Genomic DNA, 26,224 nt, shown 5'->3' with positions numbered 1-26,224 from the left:
TTTTGCTAAATCTCACCATGTTTTAGGCTAGTTGTCGAGTTTGGCAGTTTTAGTCAATTTCACAATAACATTTTGCTCTTTACAAACCAAGCGCTTGCTTGGTAATGTTGAGTGTAATTTTTAAACAAAATAATGAGAAACAAGATGGCAAGTAATCAACAGGATGATGAGCGTGTCGTAAAAATAGGGTGTGCCTCAGGTTTTTGGGGAGATACCAATACTGCTGCTTTTCAATTGGTACATCTAACCGATATTAATTATTTGGTTTTTGATTACTTGTCAGAAATCACCATGTCGATTATGGCAAAAGCGAAGATGGTGGAACCAAAGCATGGCTATGCTTTAGATTTTGTCAGTCGAGTCATGGCACCTTTACTTAAAAAAATTGCAGAAAAAAAGATTAAAGTGATTAGTAATGCTGGTGGTGTTAATCCAATGGCGTGTCGAGATGCCTTGCAAAAAATAATTAAAGAATATGGTCTAGACCTGAAAGTTGCCGTGGTTTTAGGTGATGATCTTTTACCGCAACATGAGTACCTCAAACAGCAAAATATTCGGGAAATGTTTAGCGGGGAAGCTTTGCCAGAACAAGTGGCGAGTAGTAATGCTTATTTAGGGGCGGTGGCTATTCGTGATGCTTTGAATTTAGGCGCAGATATTGTGATTACTGGCCGTGTAGTTGACTCTGCTGTGGTGCTTGCCCCTTTACTTCATGAATATCAATGGTCGCTCGATGATTATGACAAATTAGCACAAGGTTCCTTGGCAGGTCATGTCATTGAATGTGGAGCTCAATGTACGGGTGGTAACTTTACCGATTGGCGCTTAGTTCAGGGTTTCGACAATATAGGCTTTCCAGTCGTTGAGGTGAGTGAAGATGGCTCATTTGTTGTGACGAAACCACAGGGTACAGGTGGTCTAGTTTCCACCGCCACGGTTGCTGAACAAATTGTTTATGAAATTGCTAATCCCCAAGCATATTTACTACCCGATGTAATTGCGGATTTTAATCAGGTGCATTTAGAACAAGTTGGGGAGCACCGAGTTCGTGTGAAAGGGGCAAAAGGACAAGCACCGACTGCACAGTATAAAGTCAGTGCGACTTACCCAGATGGATATCGGGTTTTAGTCAGTTTTTTAATTGCAGGTCGCGAAGCTCCACAAAAAGCACAAGTCATTGCCGATGCGATTTTGAATAAATGTGAGCGGGTTTTAGCAATGCGCTCAGTGCCGCCATTTAGTGAAAAGTCTGTTGAAATTTTAGGTATTGAGAGTACTTATGGCGAACATGCCCAAACATTAAATAGTCGTGAAGTTGTGGTCAAAATAGCTGTAAAACACATATTCAAAGAAGCATGTATGTTCTTTGCATCTGAAATTGCTCAAGCTTCAACAGGTATGGCTCCAGCCTTGGCAGGTATTGTTGGAGGCCGACCCAAAGCATCTCCAGTGATTAAACTATTTTCATTTTTAATAGATAAAAATCAAGTAAGTGTCGAAATCGATTTTGAAGGAAAACGCTACCCAGTTGAGATTACACAAGGAGTTTCTACAGAGCAATTGCCTACTTTAAAGGCAGGTGAAAATGCAATTTATCAAGGAGATGAAATTGAAGTTCCTTTGATTGAAATTGCGCATGCCCGCAGTGGTGATAAAGGCAATCATAGCAACATCGGTGTGATTGCGCGTAAAGCAGACTATTTGCCATGGATCCGTGCAGCACTGACTGAAGAGACTATTGCAAGCTATATGCAACATGTCTTGGATGCTGAGAAAGGACGAGTAATTCGTTATGAGTTACCGGGTTTAAATGCACTGAATTTTATGTTGGAAAATGCCTTGGGTGGCGGTGGTGTTGCAAGCCTACGCATAGATCCGCAAGGGAAGGCCTTTGCACAACAATTATTGGATATGCCTGTAAAAGTTCCGGCACATCTTTTAGAAAAATAAAATGAATGGATGAAACAAAGATGAGTTATCAATCAATTTTTAGACCAGATGCTTTCGCTAATAAAGTCATTATTGTGACGGGTGGTGGCTCAGGAATAGGCCGCTGTACGGCCCATGAGCTTGCAGCTCTTGGTGCTCAAGTGGTGATTACAGGACGCAAAATTGAGAAATTAGAGAAAGTAAGCCAAGAAATTATAGAAGATGGTGGTCGGGTTCATTTCATTGCTTGTGATAACCGTGAAGAAGAACAAGTGAAAAATATGATTGCCGAAGTGATTGAGAAATTCGGCAAACTCGATGGTCTGGTAAATAATGCGGGTGGCCAGTTCCCCTCAGCTTTAGAGAATATCTCGGCGAATGGTTTTGATGCAGTCGTGCGTAATAACTTGCATGCAACTTTCTATTTAATGCGTGAAGCTTATAACCAATGGATGGCAAAACATGGTGGCAGTATTGTCAACATGACTGCTGATATGTGGGGTGGGATGCCAGGAATGGGACATTCTGGTGCTGCGCGTTCAGGGGTTGATAACTTAACTAAAACAGCATCAGTTGAGTGGGGGAAATCTGGTGTTCGTGTAAATGCAGTTGCACCGGGTTGGATCGTTTCATCTGGTATGGATAATTATAGCGGTGATTTTGCCAAAGTAATTATTCCAAGTCTTGCTGGTAATGTACCGTTAAAACGTATGGGAACTGAGTCAGAAGTGTCATCGGCGATTTGTTATTTACTGTCTGATGCTGCGGCTTTTGTGTCAGGTGTAACTTTGCGTATTGATGGTGCTGCATCGCAAGGGACAAGAATGTATCCACTAGCTGATGCGACAAATAGTCAGTCTTATAATGGTTTCCATCGCGCGTTTATTCCTGAAATTTTTCAGAAAAAGACTGAGGCTGAGGAGGAGTAACAGTGACTATTCTCCAATCCGAAATTGCTGTTGGTAGTGAACAGTATCAAAAGAATAAAGAGGCATTGCTTACTCAACTGAGAGAAGTCCGTGCCATTCAACAAAAAAGTATTGATAAATCGTATGCTGCCAAACCGAAATTCGATAAAAAGGGCAAGATTCTGCCGCATGAGCGTGTACGATTATTACTTGATGCTGATTCACCTTTCGTTGAGCTTTGTGGTTTGGTTGGCTACAACATGCATGATGACAAGGATGGCTCCGAAGCTGGTGGTGGTGTAATTGCTGGGATTGGTTTTGTCAGTGGTGTGCGTTGTCTGGTCTCTGCAAGTAATAGTGCGATTAAAGGCGGGACCATGTCTCCTATGGGTGTGCAGAAAACCTTGCGCTTGCAAAAAATTTCTTTAGAACAAAAACTCCCACTGATTACGCTGACCGAAAGTGGTGGTGCCAACTTAAATTATGCTGCTGAAGTATTTACCTATGGTGGTATGACTTTTGCCAATCAGGCACGTCTTTCTGCGGCGGGTATTCCCCAACTTGCAGTTGTTCATGGTAATGCAACGGCAGGAGGGGCTTATCAACCCGGTCTTTCAGATTATGTCATTGCTGTACGTAAGCAAACCGAGATGCTTCTTGCAGGTCCCCCTTTACTATTGGCTGCCACTGGTGAAGTAGCAACAGCTGAAGAGTTGGGCGGGGCAGAAATGCACGCGCAGGTTGCTGGAACCGCAGAATATTTGGCTGAAAATGATGCTGATGGTATTCGACTTGCACGTGAAATTTTTGAACATCTGAACTGGAAAGAGCAAATCAAACCAGTTGAAACGACTTATAAAGAACCTCGTTATGATGTCGATGAACTCTTGGGTGTGATTCCAAACGACCCGAAACAACCACTGAATATGAAAGAAGTGGTTGCGCGAATTATTGATGATTCAGATTTTCTGGAATTTAAACAGGAATATGATGATTTAACGGTGTGTGGTTGGGCAAAAATTGGCGGATTACATATTGGTATGATTACCAATAATGGTCCGATTACACCTCAAGGGGCGGCGAAGGCAGCTCAGTTTATTCATCTGTGTGAACAGACCAAGCGTCCATTATTATTCTTGCATAACACCACTGGTTTTATGGTGGGAACCGATGCCGAGCAAAATGGCATTATCAAGCATGGTTCAAAACTGATTCAAGCCGTTGCCAATTGCACAGTCCCTAAAATTTCGATTGTTGTGGCAGGGTCGTATGGCGCTGGCAACTACGCGATGTGTGGTCGAAGCCTCTCACCAGACTTTATTTTTGCTTGGCCGAACTCGCATGTTGCTGTTATGGGATCTGCACAGGCTGGAAAAGTGCTACGCATTGTGGCAGAAGGAAAACAAAAAGCTTCTGGTCAGGAGCCGAATCCGCAAATGCTCGATTTTCTTGAGCAAAGCACTGCGATGAAATTAGAGCAGCAATCTACCGCGCTTTTCAATACTGCCATGTTGCATGATGATGGCATTATCGATCCGCGAGATACCCGAAAATTACTGATTTTTCTTTTACAAACCATTTATGAAGCACAGCAGCGCGAGTTAAATCCAACCCGTTTTGGTGTGTCACGTTTTTAATCAACTTTTAGCTAAATTAAAAAAATGCTAGGAAGAACATAATGAAATTTACTGCCGAACATGAAGCATTACGCCGCACAGCACGTCAATTTGTGGAAAATGAACTGAATCCGAATATTCCTGAATGGGAAGAAGCAGGGCAATTCCCAATCCATGATGTATTTAAAAAAATGGGCGATCTCGGCTTATTAGGGATTTGTAAGCCAGAAGAAAATGGCGGTTTAGCGTTAGATTATTCATATAACCTAGTGGTTGCAGAAGAAATTGGCTATGCGGCTTGTGGCGGGGTGCCTTTAGCTATTGGTGTACAAACCGATATGGCAACACCTGCTTTGGCACGTTTTGGTAGTAAAGAATTACGTGATGAGTTTTTAACACCAGCGATTGCAGGGGAATATGTTGCATCGATTGCAGTATCAGAAGTACATGCTGGTTCGGATGTTGCTGCTATTAAAACAACTGCAAAAAAAGATGGCGATGACTATGTCATTAACGGCAGCAAAATGTGGATTACCAACTCATTGCAGGCCGACTTCTTCTGTCTTTTAGCCAACACGTCTGATGATAAACCACACGTTAATAAGTCGATGATTATCGTACCTGCAAAAACCAAAGGGATTAGTTTTTCAGAGCCACTTAATAAATTAGGGATGCGTTCAACGACCACAGCACAGGTTTATTTAGACAATGTACGTGTACCACAGCGTAACTTGGTGGGTGTTGAAGGCATGGGCTTCATGATGCAAATGATGCAATTTCAAGAAGAGCGCCTATGGGCTTGTGCCAATGCCATTGGCGGCTTGCAGCATTGTATTCAGCAAACGATTAATTACACCAAAGAGCGTACTACTTTTGGTCAACCCCTCATTAATAACCAATATATCCATTTCCGCTTTGCTGAACTTATGACCGAAGTGGAAGCACTCAAAGCATTAACTTATCAAGCATGCGAACAGCATATTGTGGGCGAAGATGTCACGATGTTGGCGTCTATGGCAAAACTCAAAGCTGGACGTTTAACTCGTGAAGTTGCTGATAGTTGTCTGCAATACTGGGGCGGCAATGGCTTCATGTGGGATAACCCTGCGTCGCAGCTGTATCGTGATGGCCGCCTAGGGTCTATTGGGGGCGGGGCAGATGAGATTATGTTGGGGATTATCTGTAAGTTGATGGATATTCTGCCTAAAAAGCAGAAATAAAAATAAGGAATACACCATGACACTTTCGACATCTTTACAAGCTTTAGATCTTGATGACAGCATTCAATTAGAAAAAGACAGCAGTATTTTATACCTTTGGTTAAATCGACCAGAGAGCCGTAATGCCATGAACTTGAATATGGTGAATGCCATTCAACAAGTTTTTGCTGCTATTCGCGATGACCTTTCGATTCGTGCGGTGATTATCCGTGGTGAAGGCGGGGCTTTTTGTGCAGGTGGGGATATTAAAGACATGGCTGCCTTACGAGTTGAAGCAACTCATGTCGGCAGTCTACAACCTTATGCTGACTTTAACCGCCGTTTTGGTGCCATGCTTGAGCAAGTTGAAGCTGCACCACAGACTGTTGTGGTCATTTTAGAGGGGGCAGTGTTAGGTGGGGGATTTGGTCTTGCATGTGTTTCCGATGTTGCCATTAGTCGTGACAATACCCAGTTTGGTTTACCTGAAACGGGTCTAGGTGTAATTCCTGCGCAAATTGCTCCTTTTGTGGTGAAACGTATTGGCCTGACTCAGGCACGCCGACTTGCTTTACTGGGCATGCGTTTTGAAGGGCATACGGCACTGAGTGTCGGTGTGGTTCATCAAATTGCACATAATGAAATTGAACTTGAACAAGCTTTACAGGAAACCATTCAACACATTAAACGTGCCGCACCCGAGGCTTCCCGCGTGACTAAAGCACTGTTACATCGAACGCTCAATGAGCCTTTGAGTGATTTATTAGATGATGCTGCACAGCAGTTTGCTCAAGCAGTTGGTGGTACCGAGGGACAAGAAGGAACGATGGCTTTTATTCAGAAACGGTTGCCGAATTGGACCGATGAATCATAAGCGATAGGAATAAAAATAATGAAATTTTCAAAAGTATTGGTTGCCAATCGTGGAGAAATTGCAGTTCGAGTCATGCAAACTGCTAAGGCAATGGGCTATCAAACTGTCGCAGTTTATTCAGATGCTGACAGTCATGCTCGCCATGTGCAAGAGGCCGATGAAGCTGTCTATATTGGTGCTTCAAAAGTATCTGAGTCATATCTTTCAATTACCAAGATAATAGATGCTTGCAAAAAAACTGGAGCAGATGCAGTTCACCCTGGTTATGGTTTTTTGTCTGAAAATACTGATTTTGCTCAGGCATGTATCAATAACCAGATTAAGTTTATTGGGCCAACAGCTTCGGCAATTGAGTTAATGGGTAGTAAACGCCTCTCAAAAATTGCCATGATTGAAGCAGGTGTACCTTGTGTGCCGGGCTATGAAGGCGATCGTCAAGACATCGACTATTTGGCTGCACAAGCCGAGCAAATTGGCTTTCCAATTATGGTAAAAGCCTCTGCGGGTGGTGGTGGTCGTGGTATGCGTTTGGTACAGCACCTCTCTGAGTTGGTGGAAGCTTTACAAACTGCGCGTTCAGAAGCTGAAAATGCCTTTGGTTCAGGCGAGCTTATTTTAGAAAAAGCTGTCATTGCTCCGCGCCATGTCGAAATTCAGGTTTTTGGCGATACACACGGCAATTATGTTTATTTGTTTGAGCGTGATTGTTCGATTCAACGTCGTCATCAAAAGGTCGTTGAAGAAGCACCTTGTCCAGTGATGACGCCTGAACTTCGTCAGAAAATGGGTGAGGCAGCCGTAGCAGCGGCAAAAGCATGTGCTTACGTCGGAGCTGGTACAGTTGAATTTTTGCTAGATGCATCGGGTGCATTTTACTTTTTGGAAATGAATACCCGCTTACAGGTAGAACATCCTGTGACTGAACTTATTACTGGATTAGACTTGGTTGAATGGCAATTACGTGTGGCGAATGGTGAACAATTGCCTTTGCAACAACAAGAATTGACCTTAAACGGTCATGCCATCGAGGTACGTTTGTATGCAGAAGACCCGCGCCAAGATTTCTTGCCACAAACAGGTCAAGTCTTACGTTGGAAGCCCGCAACTTTGCCAAATGTACGAATAGATCATGGCATGTTGGCAACTGATGAGGTTAGCCCATTTTATGACCCGATGGTGGCGAAGGTGATTGCATATGGGAAAACCCGTGAGGGTGCGATTCGCTTACTGGCGCGTGCAGTTGATGACTGTGTGTTGCTAGGTGTAAATAGTAATAAGCAGTTTTTGGTCAATTTACTGCGACATCCAATCGTGGTTGCAGGAGATACGAATACTGCATTCATTCAACAGCATTTTCAAAACGACAGTAGTCTACATAAGCAGGTTCTATCTTTAGAAACCTTAGCTATTGCTGCGGCATTATTTAGCCAAAGTAACGGTACGTCAGTGTGGCAAACTGGTCTAGGTGTGCCATTACCATTAAAGCTTAAATATGATGAACAGCAAATTCAATTGCAGCTTTCATCTGTAAATAACAGGTTTACGGTAGAGCTCTGTGATCAATCAGTTTGTATTGAAGTGCTTGAAAGAACGATAGAGCAATTAGTTTATTTAATTGATGGTGTACGCCGCCGTGTCCAATATGTATTAAATGATGATCAGCTTTATTTAGATCAAGATAATGGCAATGTCGCAATTCGCAACGTAACTTATGCTGCCCCCGAAATAGCTGATGTGGCTGGTGATGGCAAAATTCGTTCTCCGATGGATGGTGCGGTAGTAAATATATTGGTCAATAAAGGTGATCAAGTCATAAAAGGCCAAACTTTATTAGTGCTTGAAGCCATGAAAATCCAACAGCAGATTAAATCGGATGTTGATGGAGTGGTTGATGATGTTTTAGGTCAGCAAGGGCAGCAAGTAAAAAAACGGCAGATGTTATTTACTATTCAAATCTAGTAAAAAATACCGCTCTATATGAGCGGTATTTTACTTTAAATCAGGAGTCCTGATTTATTCTCCATCGGCCTCTGCAATTGTCTGACTTGCTTTTTTTAGGCTATATAGTAGTTGACCTAAAAGGACTTCTTTATTACTTAGCGTAACCATGACCATTGGGTGATGAACAGCAGGAATAGCAGTTAAAATGGCCTTGCCATTATCTGCATCTAAAGTAATGTTGTTACAGCCCGTGAGTTGAATCTCTTTTAAAAATGCAGTGACCATTGCCAAAATTGAGCTACTTACGGCTGCTAGCTTAGTAGTGTTATGGTGGTTCTTGTGACTCACTGTTGCTAATTCAAAACCATCAGAAGAGCAAATCATGACAAAATCTACACCACGCGTATTCATCAAAATATTATGAGCTTCGGCTTTTGCAAGTTGTAGTAATTGTGTTGGAGCGGTTCGTTTTTGAGTTGGGATACTAAGCATGATCATTCCCTTGAGATGTTGAGCCTACCTTAACTTCAAGTGATGCAATTAATGATTCAACCATCATTAAAATTTGTTCTTGCTCACGTGCATCAATAAAAAAAAGAGGGTATGGCAGTGCATTTGCTTTTATCCAATGACGATATTGTTGAAGTGATGACTCTTTATTTTCGTCAACATGAGTAATACCAATTACAATATTATGATTATAATTTTTAAAGGTTTCTAAATAGCTTTCTAACTCGGCAATTGGATCAGAACTATTATGATCTAATAATAAAATAACACCGATTGCACCTTCACAAATGACCGACCATATAAAATCAAAACGGCTTTGTCCTGGGGTTCCATAGAGTCCGATTTTGATTCCGTCATCTAAAGTAATTTCACCATAATCAATGCCTACAGTGGTCTGGGTTTTATGATGGCTTTGAACATCTGTATTGAATGCTTCTGTTTCTAGAATTGGAATTTCAGATAGTGATTTAATCGCTTCTGTTTTTCCTGCCCCCATGCTACCTGCAAAGACAATTTTATATTGCTGTATAATCATAACTTCCCTTAAAGACCAAATCGCCGTCTAATTTTCCCTATAAAATTTTTAAAAAAATGATTCTCTGTATTTGAATTCTCTAAGTACGAATTTGGCGTGTAAGTGCATTTGCTTGCAGAAATAAATTTTCCATTATTTGCCATCAAGCAAGCTGTAACGAAGCGTAAGACATCATCAATTGATAAGTTAAGCTGGTTAGCCACATCAGTAATTTTAGCTCCCTGTATAAAGCATGCAGAGAGTTGTAGGCTCACTTTTCTATATTCTTTTTGATAGGGCTGTGGCCAATGATCAATTTTAAAATAGCTATCCTTCGAGGCTAGATTTTCAAAATTGTTTGAATTCCAAATCAGATTCCATAACCAGTCCTGTAAATAATAATCTTTTTTACGCGAAACCTTAGTGAAGTCTGAAGTATTAGCAAAAGTAAAATCAAAGCTTTGATTGGTTTGCGTATGTTGGCGTGATGGCTCTAACCAAGCAATTTGAGTTCTATTATCAATAATGGCTAGAGTACCTTTATCATCAAAAATATGTAGTCTGGCATTTTCTGGACTGTGTAAATTCCTTATAAACTTATCATCAATCAACAGTAGCTCATTTGATAAATCTGAAACTACAGCAGTATTTTTTTTGTTCAAATAAGATAATAAGTTTATTTCTATCCAGTTAAGTAAAGACTCTACTTTTTCTAGTGGCAGATGCAGGGTGTGTTCATCAACTTGATATCCATTTTTTGAGGGAGTTTTACTAATTTTTAAATAAGGACATTTTTTCTTTTGAAGAATATTTTGAATATTATCTGAATCAAAAAAGTTTTCGTTAATTAATAATAGATCAATATGAATATTAGAAATATTAACCCAATTAATATCGTGCTGATTAGATATTAAATGTCTGATTAAAGTTTTTAATTCATCCGAAACTTTTAAGCTTAAACCAGAGGTTGCAATATTTATGCAATGCCTATCCATAGTATCACATTAAATTTTATTGAATAAGAGAGGGGTTTTAATGTGCTCTTTATAATAGGTATAAAAAGCACATTTCAGATTAATTAGCTAAAGTCTAACTCTTTTTCAAATGACTTTAACTCGTGGCGAGCCATTGCTAAATTTGACTTACTCCGGTCAAGGACTAAGTAAAGGAATAAATTATTATTACTTTCTAGAGGTCTAATTAAATAGTAAGCCTTACCTAATGTAATTAAAATGTCTTCAATATTGTCATTTAATTTCAAAGCATTGGCGATGTTTCGTTTTGCGCGGATTACTTCTGTTTTGCCGGCAGCTGCCAATTCTAAATCAATTTCCCCACCACCTTGAGTTGCAAGTGATAAACCACTTTCTGAATCAACAAGTGCAGATGCAATAAAACCATCAATTTCAGTTAAGCTATCTAAAGAAAGTTTAGCCATGTTTTTATCTCTCAGGATTCTAAAATTATATTTACTACTTTTTCCTAAAAGTAGTTGAAATTCATTATATTTCTGCTCAATTTGAAGTCAATAAATCAAAGAAATAGAGAAATTGTTGTTTTGGGAAATAAGTGACAGAAAATGTCAGATTATAAAAAATATTATAAGATTATTTTTACATTATACTTTTAATATTGTGCTGAGTTTTACATTATATATTTTAAAATCTAAATAAAACAATTGTAATAGAATGTTAATAAAATATTGAAAAATAAAATATTCTAATTTTAATCATAAAAAGGGGAATAATGAATTCCCCTTTTTTTATATAAAAATCAAATTAAACGAGCTGTGTATAAATACAGTAGAGATAGCCCAAAATTGCTAAAGCAACTACAGGGGCAACAATCTTTGACCATGTAGGTACAGAAATTTCGGCAGCTTGTTCTTCAATATGCACGTCATCATGATGAGGTTGGGCTTGGTGAACCATTTGGTTGAACTCCTTCATTGTTGTATCCAATGATAGCTCTTCTTGTTCCACAGGTTTAGAACCAATTAATTCATTTAGGTGGTTTGTTGACCAAACCCAATCTTCAGCTTGACCTGATAAGTGTTCAATCTGACCTAAAATTAATTCATTTAAGCCATTATGCCCAAAACCACCTGTTTCATCGAGCTGATTAAGTTCTGCTAACTGCAAAGTTAAAATCTCAGAAATACTCTGTTCTAGTTCTGAATTTTTTAAAGTCGACTGATTATGTTTAGAAGTCGTTAAATGACGAGCAACTTCTTGAATATAAAGTGGATCTGAGGTTTTGATTTCTTGATAAATCTTATTGTCATTCTGACGCCATAAACTAATCAGTTTTCCAAGCGTAAGTATATTCACCTCATCAATCAGTTTATTTTTTTCATTAACTGGATATTGATTTAAAAGCTGAGGCTTTTGAATTTTTATCTGCTCAGCAAAGTATTGGACTAAATCAAATGCCATGCTTTCTTCCTCTAAATTTAATCTAAAATTCTTAACGATGGTTTTTTCTTAGTCGATGTTGTTTCAGTTGCTTCTTGTACTTCTGACTCTACTGTATTTTCTACAGGTGTTACATTGGCATATTCTTCAGGATCAAAGAATAAACCTTGTCCATTTTCTCGTGCATAAATCCCTAGAACAGCTTGAATAGGAACATAAATGTCTTTTGATGCTCCGCCAAAACGAGCTGAAAAAGTAATAGCTTCATTGGTAATAAGCAATTGATGAACTGCATGGGGCACAATATTTAGAACAATTTGCCCATCTTTAACAAATTGTTGCGGAACGTCGGTATACGGTTGTGTCGCATCAACTAATAGATAAGGAGTAAGCTGGTTATCACAAATCCATTCATAGATTGCACGAGCAAGATAAGGACGTGTAGGGGTTAAATCAATAGTTTGCTCAGACATATCACGCTATTCCATATTTAATAGTTCATTGTAACGGTTTTTCTCTTGAGGCGTCATTGATTTAGCAAAAGAAGGCCGTTCAAAGATACGTTTACAGTACAAAAATATAGGTCGACAGTGCTGTTTTGGTAAATCAATTCCCATGCTATTTAATCTTAAAAAGATAGGGGCAAGCATGCAGTCTAAGATTGTAAAATTCTCAGACATGAAATACGGAAAATGCTGAAATAGGGGAGTAAGTGAAATTAATGTTTCACGTAGTTCTTTTTGAGCTTTTTGCTTTTGTTCGGCATTTAGTGAGTCAGCATGTTTTAACATGTGATCTGCTAACTTAAACCAGTCGTTTTCAAGTCTCCAGATATACTGACGCTGTTCCGCACGCATCATAGGTGCATCTGCATAAAGCTTACTTTGACGATAACGATCATCTAAATATTCAGCGATGATAGGTGCTGAAAATAATTTAAGATTTTGTTCGACCAACATCGGTAATTGGTTGTAAGGATTTAAGCTGGCTAAATCTTCATCTTCATGGTCAGTTATGATTAATTGATATTTGATTTGTTTTTCTGCTAATAAGAAACGAATCCAATGAGAACGGAAATCATCAGCATGACTGTAAAGGGTAATCCCCTGAATAGAGGTGTTTTCGACCGACATATCACAAGACGACGTGGTTGAGTGAATCGATTAGGATACTAAAAATGCTGTAGGAAATCACGGTTCTAAAGAGATAGTTTGTTTATATTTATAAGTTTGTATTTGCTGGCTCTATTTTCATAATAAAAAAGCCTTGGAAAAATCCAAGGCTTTTTGTCCAACTCGATAAACGAATTAACGTTTAGAGAATTGAGGACGTTTACGAGCTTTACGTAAACCAAGTTTCTTACGTTCAACTTCACGAGCATCACGAGTAACGAAACCAGCTTGACGTAGAACAGGTTTTAAAGTTTCGTCAGCAGCGATAAGCGCACGAGTAATACCGTGACGGATCGCGCCAGCTTGACCACCGATACCACCACCTTTAACAGTGATGTAAAGGTCAAACTTTTCAGTAACTTCTAAAAGTTCTAAAGGTTGACGAACAACCATACGAGCAGTTTCACGACCGAAATATTGCTCTAAAGTACGGTTGTTAATAACGAGTTTACCTGTACCAGCTGACAAGAAAACACGTGCAGTTGCGGTCTTACGGCGACCTGTACCATAATTAGTAGCCATGTGCTGTATCCCTTAGATGTCCAAAACTTGTGGCTGTTGAGCAGCATGCGGATGCTCAGTACCAGCGTACACTTTCATTTTTTTGATCATTGCATAACCAAGAGGACCTTTTGGTAACATGCCTTTAACCGCTTTTTCAAGAACAGCTTCAGGTTTGTGAGCAATTAACTTCTCGAAGTTAGTCTCACGGATACCACCAGGGAAACCAGTATGGCGATAATATTTCTTATCAAGTGATTTTTTACCAGTCACTTGAACTTGTTCAGCATTAATCACAACGATGTAATCGCCAGTGTCAACGTGAGGAGTATAAGAAGTTTTGTGCTTACCGCGTAAACGACGAGCGATTTCAGTCGCAAGGCGACCTAAAGTTTTGCCAGAAGCATCAACAACATACCAGTCATGTTGAACTTCAGCTGGCTTAGCGCTGAGAGTTTTCATTAAACCACTACCTATTATAGTTGGTTTGGACTATGGAATCTGTCCAAACAAAAGGAGCGAGCATTCTAAACGAGTTTGTCCTAACTCACAAGAAAAATCCAGTTTAAGCCATATAATTTAATCCATAAACTGATGAATGTCAGATATGTTAAAATCAAAAAAATTCTTGTTATGTGTCTGGAGTGATTGTGCTGCCATTATATGTCACTTCCGGTGAGCCGGCTGGTATTGGTCCAGATATCTGTTTGAGCTTGGCTAAGCGGGTTGATGAACGCCCTGTTGTTGTTTTGGGTGACCAAAATTTATTAGAGCAACGTGCCCAAAAACTTGGGATAAATATTCAATTTATAGAATATACCGGACAGCTTGAGTCATCATCTCTGAATGAACTCTATATAGAGCATGTGCCTTTAGAAGCAGCTGTCATTGATGGTCAATTAAACCCAGCTAATGCAGCCTATGTATTAGAACAACTGCGTCGCTCAGCTGATTATGCAATGTCTGGTAAAAGTATGGGGGTAGCCACGGCTCCAGTCCAAAAATCGGTTATTAATGATGCTGGTATTTTGTTTAGTGGTCACACTGAATACTATCAAGAATTTGCAGGGGTAGAGCGCGTTGTCATGATGCTTGCAACCAAAACTTTGCGTGTCGCGTTAGCAACTACACATTTGCCTTTAAGGGATGTTGCCGATGCAATTACCAAAGAGCGATTGCATCAGGTCATTGATATTTTACTGCATGATTTAAAAACTAAATTTAAGATAATAGATCCACGTGTACTCGTGTGTGGCTTAAATCCTCATGCAGGTGAAGATGGTTATTTGGGGCGTGAAGAAATTGAGACCATTAATCCGGTACTCGAAAGTTATCGAGCGCAAGGGATTAAAATGAGTTTAAGCTTGCCGGCAGATACCTTATTTACTCCAGAACATCTTAAAAATGCAGACGCTGTACTTGCCATGTACCATGATCAAGGTTTACCTGTGTTAAAATCACAAGGGTTTGGTGAAGCCATCAATATTACATTGGGTTTGCCTTTCATTCGAACTTCGGTTGACCATGGCACTGCATTGTCTTTGGCTGGGACTGGTTTGGCAAAAAGCTCAAGTTTAAATGTCGCTGTTGATTTAGCTTTATCTTTAGCAGCGAGCTAAATTTTTCATGTTGGAAATGTTCTATGTATCAAATTAATGCCCTAAACCCGAAAGATGAAGGGCATAAAGCTCGTAAACGTTTTGGTCAAAACTTCTTACATGATCAACGAGTCATTGCCAAAATTGTGCGCTCTGTAAGTCCGCGTACAGGCGACAATATTGTTGAGATTGGACCTGGTTTAGCTGCCTTAACCTCTCCTTTAATTGGGGAGTGTGATGCATTAACAGTAGTGGAGCTAGATCGTGACTTAGCTGCTGGGCTACCAGAACGTGTTCCACATCCTGAACGTTTGACGATTATAGAAGCTGATGCATTAAAATATGACTTTAGCGAACTGGTAAAAGATGGCCGACCATTACGTGTAGTCGGTAACTTACCTTATAACATTTCAACCCCATTACTTTTTCATCTCTTGGAATTTGGCAGCAAAGTTAAAGATATGCACTTTATGCTGCAAAAAGAGGTGGTTGACCGTATCACTGCTGAACCAAATACGAAAGAATATGGACGCTTGTCGGTAATGATTCAGTATTACTGTCAACCAACATTTTTATTTGAAGTGCCGGCTGGGGCATTTAACCCGCCACCTAAAGTAACGAGTGCTGTTTTCCGCCTTGTTCCGTATGATCAAAAGCCAATTACAGCAAAAGATGAAAAAGCTTTAGCTCGACTGGTTGCCCATGTATTTACTCAGCGCCGCAAAACATTAAGAAACAGTCTTAAAGGTATGATTGCAGAAGATGGCTTTGAAAAAGCTGGTGTTGATCCAATGGCTCGTCCAGAGACCTTAACACTTGCCCAATTTGTTGCTTTGGCCGATCAAATGGTGGCGTAAATGACTAAGCGTTTTAACTATATTATTGGCGATGTGCAGGGGTGTTTTGAAGCTCTAAAAGCCTTGCTTAAAGAAATACGTTTTGATCCAGATCAAGACTTTTTATGGTTTGCTGGTGATTTAGTCGCACGTGGTGAAAACTCGGTAGGGGCATTACGTTTTATTAAAAAGCTTGCTGATCGTGGAGCTGCTGCAACTGTACTTGGAAATCATGACCTGACTTTAATTGCGGGTGCGCGTGGTTTAAAAGAGATTAAAGAAAAAGATCGTACCCAAGACGTTATTGATGCTATTGATGGTGATGAGTTAATCGATTGGTTACGTAAACAGCCATTATGTTTATTGCCAAACGAGCATACGATCCTTACTCATGCTGGCATACCTTGTATTTGGGATGCGCAAAAAACTGTAACGTTGGCAAAAGAGGTTGAGGCTGTACTCGCAAACGAAGATTTATCTGTATTGGATGCTTTTTTAGCAGACATGTATGGTTCTAAACCAGATTTGTGGGAAGATAACCTAACTGGTTCTGCGCGTTTACGTTGTATTACCAATTATTTGACTCGCATGCGTTTAACCAATGCCGAAGGGGCTTTAGAGTTTAGTTTTAAAGATTCTTTGGATGCACCAATGCCAGATGGTTATTTACCTTGGTTTGAATTTCCGAGCAAAGCCGCACAAACTCATCAGATTATTTTTGGTCATTGGGCTGCGCTCGAGGGCCGAACTATTAATGAGCAGATCCAGAATATCGATGGTGGCTGTGTTTGGGGCAGAAAATTAATGGCTTATCGATTTGAAGACAAAGAAATTTTTTCTGTTGACAATCCTGTGCAAATATAAGAAAAGCAATGCTTTGCTATGAACGTAAGATGAAGCTTGTAGCTGAGCTAAAAATAAAAAAGCCGCAGAAGCGGCTTTTTTTATTAGGAACTATTATTCTACTCGAATCCAGATTTGATTACGCCCTAAAGCTGAAACTCCGAGATAACCGCGCATATGTAAGCGTTTGCCAGTTGAACTAAGTTTTGCTTTAAGCCCGTAAACTTTACCAGTATTCGGATCTAAAATTTTACCGCCAGTATAGTTCAGTCCATCTACCTGTTTTAAACCAGTTGCGATATCCAGACCTAAAATCGGTTTATTGGTATATGGCGCAGGGCAATTATCACAAATTTCTTTAGGCGTATAACCTGGGCGTGGCGTTACTTTGATAATTTTCCCAGCATATGTCCCGTTCGCTTCTTTTCGTATTTCTACCTGTGCTTTAGGAGCACCTGTCTTATCATCAATTGTTTGCCAGAGACCTGTAATATCTGCTGCGAATGTAGCAGTATTAATCCCCAATAAGAGCAGAGCTCCAATAAAAATTTTCCCCATAATTAAAAATCCTTTTAACTTTGAAAGGTCATCTTATTTGGAATTGATAGACCGTTCAATGTTTATTTAATCAACTTCTTAATTATGGTGTTCCAAAAGATAACATTAATGTTGGTAGCCAAATTGCAGTAAATACACCGTTCAATGCCATACCAAATGCAGCGTAACGACCTGCAACAGGCCCGCGTTGCCAAGCTTGAGCTGTTCCGATGGCGTGTGCAGCTAAACCTAAGGCTAAACCTGATGCTCTCTCATCATGAATATGTTTAAGTAAGAATGGTGAGAATGCTGCGCCAATTACCCCAGACAAAATAACAATAAGGGTTACGAGTGTTTCAGGAGCATGTAATAAAGTCGCGATGTTCAGAGCAATTGGAGTGGTTACTGCACGGGTGGCAAATGCAAGAATGGTAGGTTCAGACATATGTAACAAATAAGCCAGCCCCATAGGTAGAGCAACGGCGCTAATACTTGCAAAAAGTAAAATACCAATGACCGATTTAATTGGAAGATCATCGTAACGCATTGCAGCTAAAGGAATGGCTAAGGCTACAGTGACATAACCTAATAGATGGCCAAATAAGTCATTCACATAAAAGCGATACTGCTCATATGGCACATGCAAAACTGAAAGTAAGCCAATCACAATGAACATGCCGAAAACTAAAAGTGGAACTTGCGGGAAACGTCGGTTTAAAGGCTTTGCACACAGATAACCAATGAGTGTGATCAAAAATCCGTAGAAAATCGTAAACATTTTATTCTCCTTATAACCAACGTTTTGCCATTTTTGCATAGACCCACAAAGGTATAAGGGTACTGACCACTAAAACAAAAAGAAATAATGGAATTTCTTTACCCATATGTACCAGCATAATTAATGAACCTGCACAGATAGGTAAAAACGCGAATCCACTTTCTTTCATGATTTTATTATTGGTATCTACTATTCGAAGTGGAATTTTTTTAAACTTTCTCCAAATCAGTAAAATAATAAGTAAGCTGATTAAACCGACCAGATTACCTAATTCTGGATGACCAAAAGCACGCATGACAACGACAGAGCCTTCACGAAAACCAATAATGAGTAGTAATGTAATTACCCATGCTGTCCAGTCTATACTTTTGATCTTATCCATATTTTTTATCTCTAAAAGTTTACTTATCAAGTTTTAACTGATATCGCCCTTGATTTCAAACTCTTCCAAGGGGCGCTTAAATTGACTCGCGTGTTCTCCCAAGATTTCATCCAATGGAAGCTTTGCTTGGCGAATCAGCTTTTCTAACTTATGTGGTGCAATCTTCACATCAATATGTAATAAGCCTGCATCATCATAATGTTCAGACTCAATAACATTTAAGGCATAAAGTTGAGTACGTAATTTGCCATAAGCAGGCTTAAGTACGAGTGAAAACTTTTGAATTTGGCCCATTAAGCATTCTTGTACTGCTTTTTGGAGCAACTCTAGACCTTGACCAGAATGAGCTGAAACATACACTCGATCTGGAACGTGGGGCTCAGCATAAATGATTTTGGCCTCTTCACCACTTAGGTCAATTTTGTTGTACACCCGAAGTACGGGAGCATCAGCACCAATGTCTTTTAATACACCTTCAACTGCTTCAATTTGGTCAAGCATGTCATGGCTACTACTATCAATAACATGCAGTAAAAGGGTCGCTTCTAGTGTTTCTTCAAGTGTTGCTTTAAATGATTCAACCAAATCATGCTGTAAGTTTCGTACAAAACCTACTGTATCTGCTAGCACAACAGTACCGATACCATCCCAGTCTAAACGGCGTAGGGTTGGATCTAGTGTTGCAAATAGTTGATCAGCTGCGTAGACATCACTATTAGCTAAAATATTAAATAAAGTCGATTTACCAGCGTTGGTATAACCTACTAATGAAACTGTTGGAATAGCTGCCTTTTGTCTTGCAGCACGCCCTTGCATACGAGTCTGTTGGACTTTGTCTAATTTATCTTTTAATTGGGTAATACGAACACGAATGAGACGGCGATCTGTCTCTAGTTGTGTTTCACCAGGACCACGTAAGCCGATACCACCTTTTTGTTGTTCAAAGTCGGCAGACCAACCACGAACAAGACGAGTAGATAAATGTTTAAGCTGAGCAAGTTCGACTTGTAACTTACCTTCATGTGTACGGGCACGCAGCGCAAAAATATCTAAAATTAAGCCTGTGCGGTCAATAACTCGGCATTTTAATATTCTTTCTAAATTTCGTTCTTGAGCAGGTGATAACGCATGGTCAAAGATAACCAGACTTGCCTCTAGTTCCTGAACTTGCTCTGCAATTTCTTCGACTTTTCCAGAGCCAATAAAAAATTTAGGATTAGGCTTATTACGCTGAACCTTAATATGTTCAAGGATATCTGCACCAGCAGACTGTGCAAGTAGAGCAAACTCTTCGGCATCCAGATCATCTAATAATTGTACAGAAACACTCACTAAGATGGTGCGTTCACCGCCTTGATGCCGATCAACATATTCCACGTGGCTATAAATCCTGAAAATGGGAAAACTTTATTCTAGAGGAAACTTAAGCAAAAGGGGAAAGCGTTTGTTCTTATCCTTTAGATTAGTTATATGAGATTAGTCTAGTGTTCAGATTTATTTTATTTGCCGTTCTCTATCGTCAATGCAAGTTTATTACGAAACGTATAGAATGACTTGAGATGGGTATAACAATGATTAATCGTTAGTGAAATTTTATGGCTCAAACGCAAAGTATAGTTAATTCAACGTTAAAGAAATTATCAAAAATAGGTTTATACGGAAAAAAGGTCACTTCTGCCACGGCCGCAATTAGTGAAGGTTTTTATCTAGTTTATCGACATGGGCTTTATAAAGATCCTAATAATCCTGTTAATACACGTTATGTCCAATACTTTTGCCGCCGTTTATGTCAGGTTTTTAATTTAGATATAGAAGTACATGGCACAATTCCTAGAGAACCTGCTTTATGGGTAAGTAATCATATTTCTTGGCTAGATGTTGCGGTTCTAGGTTCAGGTGCGCGAGTTTTCTTTCTGGCTAAAGCTGAAATTGAAAATTGGCCTATTCTTGGAAATTTAGCCAAAAGTGGTGGAACGTTATTTATTAAGCGTGGATCTGGCGATTCCGTCAGAATTCGTGAGCAAATTGCTGAATTTTTAAAACAGAATATTCCAGTATTATTTTTCCCTGAAGCCACAACTACAGATGGGCATTCTGTTAAAAAAGTACATGGACGATTACTAGGAGCAGCAATTGAAGCACAGCGTCCAGTACAGGTTTGTTTGATTTGTTATGTAAATCGCGATGGACAATTAGATACAGTTGCGCCATTTATTGGTGACATGACATTTGCCGAACATATTCAACGCGTACTTGAAATGCCTAAAGTAACAGCTCATCTGTTAACTTTGCCTCCAATTTCAGTGGAAGGGCATGACGTCAAAAGTTTAACGCGCGAAGTTCAAGAAAAAATGGTAGAAGGTTTGGCTCAACTACATCAAAAAGTACTTAAACCAAAAAACTAATTACATAAATCCTTCAAGTGGCAGCCATGAAAGAAACTTCATGCCTGCTTTTTGCCACCATTTCATCTCAGGTTCCTGTCTATAAATTACAGGACCATTTGGAGTTTCTTGCTGCCAATAAATATGATTGTTAGTGTCGAGCTTTAATTTATAAGCATACTTATTTAAATTTTCATCCATTGTATGGTGAATCGTCTTAGCCAGTGATGGGCTATCTAAAATCACACCAATTTCAGTATTTAAGTAAGCTGAGCGCGGATCAAAGTTAAATGAACCAATAAAAACCTGCTCATCTAATGCCATAAGTTTAGTATGCAAACTTGATCGGCTTAGCCCTTTCATATTTACTTTAGCTTTAGTGGCAAGCTCATCTGTATTTTTATTTAAATCTCTTTTATCTGGTGTTGGTAAAAATTCATAAAGTTGTACGCCGTTTTTAAGCAGCTCTTTACGGTATTTCCCATAAAAGGCATGTACAACAGCAACGTCATTCGCTTTGAAAGAGTTCGTTAAAACTCGAACTTCAACACCCTCTTTGGCAAGCGTGCTTAAAATCTTGGCACCTTGTTTTTCAGGAATAAAATAAGCAGAGATTAAGTCAACGTTACTTTCTGGTTTTTCCAAATGATTAATCAACTGGAAATTGAGGTGTTCTTCTTTCTTAGCTTTCGATTTGATCTTATCAGGTGAGTCTTTTACGACTTCTGCTTTGACCCAATCAAATTGAATATTGTGATTTAGCCATTGATCAAATGCATGAGATTTTGCGGTTAAGTTTAAAAAGTTTTGGACGGTAGCTTGTTGATAGTGTGCTTCAAGCTGTTCTTTTAAGCCTTCATAGCGTAAACGGTGCTGCTCAGGACTTACGATACTTTGAACTGAATATGCATATTCATGATTCCAGTAATCATCAAACGAATTTACGATATCATCAACAGCAGCGCCTACCAACATTACATCGACATCAGAAAACTGATAGCTATCGCTTACATTGTAATATTGATTGGTCATATTGCGTCCGCCAATAAGAGCAACCTCATTGTCGGCAATAAAACTTTTATTGTGCATACGACGATTAATACGTTTTAAATCCAGCACCATATCCATCGCACGGTATTTGCGGAAACGGTAGGGATTAAAAAGCTTAACTTCAATATTTTTATGCTGAGAAAGGGCCAGTAAAATCCCTTCCATTTTTTTTGCATTATTGTCATCAATAAGAAGTCGGACTTTTACACCTCGATCAGCTGCACGAATAATCGCGTGCAAGGCTAAAGCACCAACTTTGTCATTATCCCAAATGTAATATTGTAAATCTAAAGTCTTTTCGGCTTTATCAATTAATCTAAGTCGAGCCGCGAGAGCCTCCAGAGGATCATTTAGAACATGGAAACCTGTTAACTTTGGATTTTGCTGGCGTAAAGGTGTAATAATTTTGGCAAGTGAAGTCTCAGAGGTATCAATGTCCTTTGCATATTGCACAGGCTCAACACCATGTTTTGGCAGAGTACTACATCCTGTCAAACCCACAGCAAAACTTGAACATAGGACTATAGAGGCTTTTATCAAAAAGCCTTTAGCTTGTTGATTCGTTTGAAGCTGTTTGGAATGAAAGGATTGTGCCATAATCAGTACATACGATAAGGTGAGCTAGAGTATAATTCGTGCATATTGAAAGATAAATATTGAATTTGATTACTAGCAATCAATATAAGATAAGTCGAGAGTCGTAATGTGGAATCCAAATTCAATCATTTTTTGTTTTTACTTTATTTTTTCAATACTTGCTCTATGGGGAATTTCTGAGGCTTGGATTCATCAATCACGAACCGAGACGATTCATCCATTTAAAGCTTTTGTACATCTACTCGCATTTTATCTCTCTTATCTACTTATTCCTCTCTGGTTTTTTAATTTATATGCTGCTTGGATTGGTTACTACTCAATTCATCAAGGTATTTTCATCTTTTTCTTAAGTGGCGTGTTAATTTACGCCCGATTTATCGAACCTCATTTAGTGCGTGTCGATACTCATCAATATCGCTTAAACCCAGATCGTAGTTTTGATAAGCCAGTAAAAGTAGCCTTAATTGCAGATTTACATATTGGTTTATTTTCAGGGCATGAACGTCAGCTCAAAACCATAGTTAGAAAATTAAATGAACAGCAACCTGATTTAGTGGTAGTCGCTGGTGATTGGACATATGAGCCGGAAGACAGATTGATTGAAGAGTTAAGAGTTTTAAAAGAAATTCAGGCACCTGTATATTCGGTTCCTGGAAATCATGATGAGCAATATCCTGGCCCACCAATTCAGCAACTATTAAAAGATGCCCTATTTTATAATGAAGTTGTTGATATCGAAGGTAAGATTGTTGATTTTGAAGAATTTCGTTTGATTGGTATTGGTGACCTCTGGGCAGGCAAAACCGATATGCGTTCTATGCCAGATTTACCGCAAGACAAGCCTTGGTTAATTTTATCTCATAACCCAGATACGGTAGATATGGTACCTAAATTACCGAATCGACCATTAATGTTATCTGGGCATACACATGGAGGGCAGGTAGAGCTTCCATGGTTGACTAACTATATTATGAAAAAAGTATCAATTTTAGGTCATAAGCGCGGTTTCTACTCTCATGAGCATGCGGATGTCTTTGTTACCGTTGGCACAGGAATGGTTGGAATTCCTTTGCGTTTCAGAGTGCCACCAACCATTGATATTATTGAGCTAGTTTAAAATAAAAAAGCCAATCACAGAGGATTGGCTTTTTTATGAATTAAATTTACTTATGGAATAACGACAATCGCAACACGTCGGTTAATCGCACGGTTTTCATTGGTTGTATTTGGCACATAAGGTTGTGTTGAACCACGACCAATTACGTAGATGTTTTCTTTTTTAAATCCACGTGTTAAGAAAAGGTTTGCCACACTTTGAGCACGCTCTTCAGATAACTTTTGGTTATATGTAGCATCACCAACATCATCAGTATGACCAACAATTTTCAATTTATTCAGGTCATATTTATTCAGTTGATTTGCCAGACGTACTAACTCAGCTTCATGACTCTGTTTTAACTGCGCATTATTAAAGTCAAATAATAAGCGTTCTGGTAAACCTAAAGTCCAGCCTTCATCAGTAAGAACGAAACCTTCTTTTTTGAGCAATTTTACTTGACGATATTTTAATGGACCAAAACTCAGGCACCCTGCAAGAGTAAAGCATAGCAATGCAATAAAAGAGAGTTTTAAAGATCTTGTATTCATAGATTAGCCTAAATTTAATTTTCAGGTTTATAGATAAACCAGTGTTCATCCGAATTTTTAGCCTTATACATTGCTTGATCTGCTTGCATAATGAAATCTTCGGGGCTAGATGCAAATTGTGATAAAGCAATACCTACACTGAAACTGAAGTAAATGGTTTGACCATTTAGATGCAAAGGTTCTTTACAGCTTTCGAGTAAATTTTCAGCAATAGATATTAAATGATCAGCATGACTAATGGAATGCAAAATGACAGCAAATTCATCACCACCTAACCGTGCAATAAAATCTTGATGACGCAAACGAGTTTGCAGGCGATTCGCCATTTCTTTTAAAACTTCATCGCCAGCTAAATGGCCAAATTGGTCATTAATTGCTTTGAAGTTATTGTTATCGATAAATAATAATGCAGACTTATTATCAAACCCTTTATCTTCAAACATGTCTAAAAGGATTTGGTAAAAATAATGTCTATTAGGTAATAAGGTGAGCTGGTCGTGATGAGCCTGAAAAGATAATTTACGATTTTCCTTTTGTAGCTGATTATCCCATATCTGAATTTCTTCAAGTAACTCATTAAAAACGGTATTTAAATCTTGAAATTCTTTAATTCGGTTATAAGGGAAACGAAGATTATAAGCTTTTTGTTCACTTACAATTTGAGCAATATTAGTAAGTGGGTAAATAGCCTGCATAATTTGACGATAAGTTAGATTTACTGACCACCATAAAGCGCAAACAATAAACAACATTGCAATCGCAAGCCCTACCATAATCATTTTTAGGAACTGCAATATTTTTTCAGAGCTACCAAAAAGTGTAAGTTCACCTACATTTTGCTCGTGATGATAAATTGTAAGATGAACAGGCTCATTTAAAAACCAGTGATCAAACCAGCCTTCTAAAATTGAAGTTTGACTTGATAATTTAAAACTTTGGGCGATCAGATGATGTTCTGAATCATAAATATGAATAGTACGAATTGAATGATCATTTGTGTACTCATTCAAAATCTGCTCTATTGTAATTTTATCATTAAACACGACTGCGGGCTGAATACGCTCTAATAGAGTATGACTAAGCAATTGCAAATTCTGTTTGGCATAAGTTTCCATAGTAAAAACGGAAATTGAGACAAACGTAAAAGAGCAAATAAAAAAAGTAATAGCAAAAATAGTAAATTGAGATTTTCTAAATAATGCGTGTAGTGAAGTGGACTGATACAACTTTGATATCATGATCCTTACTCCGCATTCTTAGCCAAGAGCAATACTCTCGGATCAATATGGACTTTGGAGTGACTTAAAGCATCTAAGTTAACTTTAAAGGTAGTGTAATTATTCTGAGTATATAAACAAAAGATACTTCCTATCTCGCACTCTGAATTATTAATACTTAAAGAAAGTAAAGAATGATAAGGATAGTTTTGAATAAGGTTTTGTTGTTGCTGCGGAGAAGTACTAGAAAAATAGACAGCCTGACAATGTGACCGAGCAAAATCTTTCGCATTTACAGTTTGAACACGATAATTATAAGACATTTGCTGGATATAAGATTGAAAAGTAGATGTAATAGAAGGGTTATCAATTACACAAAGAGTAGGAGTATTTACATTCTCCCACTTACTGTAGCTTAGGATAGATAAAGTAAGTACATAGAAATTATGTTTTGAATTGGCATAACAAGGCCCACTCGTAGCAAGCACTACAAGTATGCAAACAAATACTTTTTTAGCGAACTGCCACATGGTGAGTTAATGCCAAACTATTGCACGAATAATCTATTCTACATGAAGTTGATAACGTAAAAAAAGTTTAATATCTCATCTAAAAGTGACTAAAAAGCTTAAAAAGTGTCCAGTTGATGATATTGATTTAAAAAAAGGGTTGCAAAGGGTTATTAATGGTCTATAATGCACATCCATCGGCGGTGATGCAGATAGAAACTTGTTGAAAAACAGTTACTTGTGATTAATTTGATTGCTTTAAGTGATG

Annotated in this window: 28 protein-coding genes; 11 read left to right on the top strand and 17 right to left on the bottom strand. The window is 38.7% G+C overall.

Annotated features, from left to right (window positions below; all coding sequences use genetic code 11):
- Positions 1 to 144: 144 nt before the first annotated feature.
- Genes MKL33_RS02430 through MKL33_RS02405 form a run of 6 tightly spaced genes read left to right on the top strand, consistent with a single transcriptional unit; the run spans position 145 to position 8,485 of the window.
- Positions 145 to 1,950, top strand: a complete 1,806-nt coding sequence (locus MKL33_RS02430; RefSeq protein ID WP_270906396.1) for an acyclic terpene utilization AtuA family protein — start codon at positions 145 to 147, stop codon at positions 1,948 to 1,950.
- A gap of 20 nt (positions 1,951 to 1,970) precedes the next feature.
- Positions 1,971 to 2,858: an SDR family oxidoreductase gene (locus MKL33_RS02425; RefSeq protein ID WP_238517783.1), complete on the top strand. Its 888-nt coding sequence runs from the start codon at positions 1,971 to 1,973 to the stop codon at positions 2,856 to 2,858.
- A gap of 2 nt (positions 2,859 to 2,860) precedes the next feature.
- Positions 2,861 to 4,474: an acyl-CoA carboxylase subunit beta gene (locus MKL33_RS02420; protein ID WP_270906395.1), complete on the top strand. Its 1,614-nt coding sequence runs from the start codon at positions 2,861 to 2,863 to the stop codon at positions 4,472 to 4,474.
- A gap of 41 nt (positions 4,475 to 4,515) precedes the next feature.
- Positions 4,516 to 5,673: an acyl-CoA dehydrogenase family protein gene (locus MKL33_RS02415; RefSeq protein ID WP_270906394.1), complete on the top strand. Its 1,158-nt coding sequence runs from the start codon at positions 4,516 to 4,518 to the stop codon at positions 5,671 to 5,673.
- Positions 5,674 to 5,689: 16 nt separating this feature from the next.
- Positions 5,690 to 6,526, top strand: coding sequence for an enoyl-CoA hydratase/isomerase family protein (locus MKL33_RS02410; RefSeq protein ID WP_270906393.1), 837 nt, complete (start codon positions 5,690 to 5,692; stop codon positions 6,524 to 6,526).
- A gap of 18 nt (positions 6,527 to 6,544) precedes the next feature.
- The gene (locus MKL33_RS02405) at positions 6,545 to 8,485 is read left to right on the top strand and encodes an acetyl/propionyl/methylcrotonyl-CoA carboxylase subunit alpha (RefSeq protein ID WP_270906392.1); all 1,941 of its coding nucleotides are present in this window, start codon (positions 6,545 to 6,547) and stop codon (positions 8,483 to 8,485) included.
- Positions 8,486 to 8,539: 54 nt separating this feature from the next.
- Here MKL33_RS02405 and MKL33_RS02400 read toward each other — a convergent pair whose 3' ends face one another.
- The 9 genes from MKL33_RS02400 to rplM form a co-directional block, all read right to left on the bottom strand.
- Positions 8,540 to 8,959, bottom strand: a complete 420-nt coding sequence (locus tag MKL33_RS02400; RefSeq protein WP_002117819.1) for a roadblock/LC7 domain-containing protein — start codon at positions 8,957 to 8,959, stop codon at positions 8,540 to 8,542.
- A complete protein-coding gene (locus MKL33_RS02395; RefSeq protein WP_270906391.1) occupies positions 8,952 to 9,512 on the bottom strand; it encodes a GTP-binding protein in 561 nt (186 codons plus the stop codon). Before MKL33_RS02395 ends, MKL33_RS02400 begins: the two co-directional genes overlap by 8 nt.
- Before the next feature lie 8 nt (positions 9,513 to 9,520).
- Positions 9,521 to 10,486 carry a hypothetical protein gene (locus MKL33_RS02390; RefSeq protein WP_270906390.1) on the bottom strand — a complete coding sequence of 322 codons (966 nt, stop codon included), beginning with the start codon at positions 10,484 to 10,486 and terminating at the stop codon, positions 9,521 to 9,523.
- 83 nt (positions 10,487 to 10,569) lie between these two features.
- A complete protein-coding gene (locus tag MKL33_RS02385) occupies positions 10,570 to 10,929 on the bottom strand; it encodes a roadblock/LC7 domain-containing protein (RefSeq protein WP_270906389.1) in 360 nt (119 codons plus the stop codon).
- Between the two features lie 340 nt (positions 10,930 to 11,269).
- Positions 11,270 to 11,926, bottom strand: a complete 657-nt coding sequence (locus tag MKL33_RS02380) for a hypothetical protein (protein ID WP_270906388.1) — start codon at positions 11,924 to 11,926, stop codon at positions 11,270 to 11,272.
- 17 nt (positions 11,927 to 11,943) lie between these two features.
- Positions 11,944 to 12,378, bottom strand: a complete 435-nt coding sequence (locus MKL33_RS02375) for a ClpXP protease specificity-enhancing factor (protein WP_005804921.1) — start codon at positions 12,376 to 12,378, stop codon at positions 11,944 to 11,946.
- Positions 12,379 to 12,384: 6 nt separating this feature from the next.
- Positions 12,385 to 13,038, bottom strand: a complete 654-nt coding sequence (locus tag MKL33_RS02370) for a glutathione S-transferase N-terminal domain-containing protein (protein ID WP_069037107.1) — start codon at positions 13,036 to 13,038, stop codon at positions 12,385 to 12,387.
- Between the two features lie 174 nt (positions 13,039 to 13,212).
- Entirely contained in the window at positions 13,213 to 13,599 is a 387-nt protein-coding gene (gene rpsI / locus MKL33_RS02365; protein ID WP_002048725.1) for a 30S ribosomal protein S9, read from the bottom strand.
- Positions 13,600 to 13,611: 12 nt separating this feature from the next.
- Positions 13,612 to 14,040: a 50S ribosomal protein L13 gene (gene rplM / locus MKL33_RS02360; protein WP_002117832.1), complete on the bottom strand. Its 429-nt coding sequence runs from the start codon at positions 14,038 to 14,040 to the stop codon at positions 13,612 to 13,614.
- A 173-nt stretch (positions 14,041 to 14,213) separates the two neighbouring features.
- On the opposite strand from rplM, the gene pdxA reads away from it, so the two are divergent.
- From pdxA to MKL33_RS02345, 3 genes are read left to right on the top strand one after another with little or no spacing between them, the layout of a single operon-like run.
- Complete coding sequence (gene pdxA, locus MKL33_RS02355; protein WP_270906387.1) at positions 14,214 to 15,197, top strand: 4-hydroxythreonine-4-phosphate dehydrogenase PdxA; 984 nt, start codon at positions 14,214 to 14,216, stop codon at positions 15,195 to 15,197.
- Positions 15,198 to 15,220: 23 nt separating this feature from the next.
- Positions 15,221 to 16,033 carry a 16S rRNA (adenine(1518)-N(6)/adenine(1519)-N(6))-dimethyltransferase RsmA gene (gene rsmA, locus MKL33_RS02350; RefSeq protein ID WP_005065242.1) on the top strand — a complete coding sequence of 271 codons (813 nt, stop codon included), beginning with the start codon at positions 15,221 to 15,223 and terminating at the stop codon, positions 16,031 to 16,033.
- Positions 16,034 to 16,876, top strand: a complete 843-nt coding sequence (locus tag MKL33_RS02345; RefSeq protein ID WP_270906386.1) for a symmetrical bis(5'-nucleosyl)-tetraphosphatase — start codon at positions 16,034 to 16,036, stop codon at positions 16,874 to 16,876.
- A gap of 93 nt (positions 16,877 to 16,969) precedes the next feature.
- Here the strand turns inward: MKL33_RS02345 and MKL33_RS02340 are convergent, their stop codons facing one another.
- The 4 genes from MKL33_RS02340 to hflX form a co-directional block, all read right to left on the bottom strand.
- Positions 16,970 to 17,413: a DUF2147 domain-containing protein gene (locus MKL33_RS02340; protein WP_002117847.1), complete on the bottom strand. Its 444-nt coding sequence runs from the start codon at positions 17,411 to 17,413 to the stop codon at positions 16,970 to 16,972.
- An 82-nt stretch (positions 17,414 to 17,495) separates the two neighbouring features.
- Positions 17,496 to 18,170, bottom strand: a complete 675-nt coding sequence (locus MKL33_RS02335; protein WP_032006021.1) for an LrgB family protein — start codon at positions 18,168 to 18,170, stop codon at positions 17,496 to 17,498.
- Positions 18,171 to 18,180: 10 nt separating this feature from the next.
- On the bottom strand, positions 18,181 to 18,552 hold the full coding sequence (locus MKL33_RS02330; RefSeq protein WP_002117849.1) for a hypothetical protein: 372 nt from the start codon (positions 18,550 to 18,552) through the stop codon (positions 18,181 to 18,183).
- A gap of 33 nt (positions 18,553 to 18,585) precedes the next feature.
- Positions 18,586 to 19,929, bottom strand: coding sequence for a ribosome rescue GTPase HflX (gene hflX, locus MKL33_RS02325; protein ID WP_270906385.1), 1,344 nt, complete (start codon positions 19,927 to 19,929; stop codon positions 18,586 to 18,588).
- A gap of 218 nt (positions 19,930 to 20,147) precedes the next feature.
- On the opposite strand from hflX, the gene MKL33_RS02320 reads away from it, so the two are divergent.
- The gene (locus MKL33_RS02320) at positions 20,148 to 20,957 is read left to right on the top strand and encodes a lysophospholipid acyltransferase family protein (RefSeq protein ID WP_005804926.1); all 810 of its coding nucleotides are present in this window, start codon (positions 20,148 to 20,150) and stop codon (positions 20,955 to 20,957) included.
- On the opposite strand, the gene MKL33_RS02315 is transcribed toward MKL33_RS02320, so the two are convergent.
- The gene (locus MKL33_RS02315) at positions 20,958 to 22,583 is read right to left on the bottom strand and encodes a phospholipase D family protein (protein ID WP_005804927.1); all 1,626 of its coding nucleotides are present in this window, start codon (positions 22,581 to 22,583) and stop codon (positions 20,958 to 20,960) included. It abuts the gene before it with no gap.
- Positions 22,584 to 22,689: 106 nt separating this feature from the next.
- Between MKL33_RS02315 and MKL33_RS02310 the strand changes: the two genes are divergently transcribed.
- Complete coding sequence (locus MKL33_RS02310; RefSeq protein WP_005804928.1) at positions 22,690 to 23,700, top strand: metallophosphoesterase; 1,011 nt, start codon at positions 22,690 to 22,692, stop codon at positions 23,698 to 23,700.
- Between the two features lie 50 nt (positions 23,701 to 23,750).
- Here MKL33_RS02310 and MKL33_RS02305 read toward each other — a convergent pair whose 3' ends face one another.
- Genes MKL33_RS02305 through MKL33_RS02295 form a run of 3 tightly spaced genes read right to left on the bottom strand, consistent with a single transcriptional unit; the run spans position 23,751 to position 25,977 of the window.
- Positions 23,751 to 24,230, bottom strand: a complete 480-nt coding sequence (locus MKL33_RS02305; RefSeq protein WP_270906384.1) for an OmpA family protein — start codon at positions 24,228 to 24,230, stop codon at positions 23,751 to 23,753.
- Positions 24,231 to 24,244: 14 nt separating this feature from the next.
- Positions 24,245 to 25,468, bottom strand: coding sequence for a diguanylate cyclase domain-containing protein (locus MKL33_RS02300; RefSeq protein WP_005065229.1), 1,224 nt, complete (start codon positions 25,466 to 25,468; stop codon positions 24,245 to 24,247).
- A 5-nt stretch (positions 25,469 to 25,473) separates the two neighbouring features.
- Positions 25,474 to 25,977, bottom strand: coding sequence for a YfiR family protein (locus MKL33_RS02295; RefSeq protein WP_002117836.1), 504 nt, complete (start codon positions 25,975 to 25,977; stop codon positions 25,474 to 25,476).
- Positions 25,978 to 26,224: the final 247 nt, after the last annotated feature.

Origin of the sequence: Acinetobacter sp. AOR43_HL, assembly GCF_027854635.1 — a bacterium.
Classification (GTDB): domain Bacteria; phylum Pseudomonadota; class Gammaproteobacteria; order Pseudomonadales; family Moraxellaceae; genus Acinetobacter; species Acinetobacter pittii.
The sequence above is the reverse complement of the archived record's forward strand: the minus strand, read 5'-3'. Positions and strand labels throughout refer to the sequence as shown.